The sequence below is a fragment of the Actinoallomurus acaciae genome, from assembly GCF_042429965.1.
GTDB classification, from domain to species: domain Bacteria; phylum Actinomycetota; class Actinomycetes; order Streptosporangiales; family Streptosporangiaceae; genus Actinoallomurus; species Actinoallomurus acaciae.
Genome location: NZ_JBHLZP010001189.1, coordinates 1 through 845 on the forward strand (window position 1 = coordinate 1; position 845 = coordinate 845).

The 845-nt window shown below is 74.8% G+C and carries 2 protein-coding genes; one reads left to right on the plus strand and one right to left on the minus strand.

Translation table 11 applies throughout. The features are described 5' to 3' along the window. Positions 1 to 236 precede the first annotated feature (236 nt). Positions 237 to 605: a VOC family protein gene (locus tag ACFFNX_RS51530; protein ID WP_378213832.1), complete on the minus strand. Its 369-nt coding sequence runs from the start codon at positions 603 to 605 to the stop codon at positions 237 to 239. A 6-nt stretch (positions 606 to 611) separates the two neighbouring features. Between ACFFNX_RS51530 and ACFFNX_RS51535 the strand changes: the two genes are divergently transcribed. Next, positions 612 to 845 (plus strand): hypothetical protein (locus ACFFNX_RS51535; protein WP_378213833.1); only part of this gene is annotated, 234 nt, incomplete at its 3' end.

Consider the following 845-nt stretch of genomic DNA (forward strand, 5'->3'; position numbering starts at 1 on the left):
GCCACGAGCGCGCGGGTCCCGACCTGCCGGGCACTCCCGAACCTGGCGAGGACCACACCCGGGCCGTCGGCCCCGCCTCGGCGATCTGGCGCTGGTCGCTCCCGGCGGTCGGCAGGCCGCGCCGTCGCGGCGCCCTCGGCCGCGTGGGCGATTCTGGCGGCTTCCGACGCTCGTCGCCTCCAGCACGACGGCCCCGGCGCGGCTCTACGCGGGATCCGCGGTCAGGGCGGTGACGGCTAACGGCTCGTGTCGATGACGCAGAAGCGGTTGCCCTCGGTGTCGGCCAGCACGATGAAGTCGGGGTCGTCCGGGTATCGGTCCCAGTCGACCCGCTCGGCGCCGAGGGCGATCAGTCGCCGTACCTCGGCGGCCTGGTCCGCCGCGTCGCCCGCGTACAGGTCGAGGTGGACGCGCGGGTGCTCCTGCACCGGTGTCTCGCTGAGCCCGAGTGCGAGGCCCGGACCGGAGCCGTCCGCCGGGACCAGAACCGTCCAGTCGTCCTCCACCAACCCGCCGCGAGGGACGTAGTCCAGCGCCCGGCACCAGAAGTCCACCGCGCGCCGGACGTTCGCGGCACCCATCACGATCGTTCCGATACTCAGCATCTCCCGATGCTGGCAGACCAGGACGCGGTCCGGACACCGCCGCCCTTCCGCGAGACTGATGACGTGCGCTCCTTCGACCTCCCGGTGGCCGCCGCGCTGCCCGGCCTGCGCGACGCGCTCGACTCACCGGGTGCCGCCGTGCTGGCCGCGCCTCCCGGCACCGGCAAGACCACGGTCGTCCCGCTGGCCCTTGCCGAGACCGGGCGGCGGGTGATCGTGGCCGAGCCGCGCCGGCTGGCC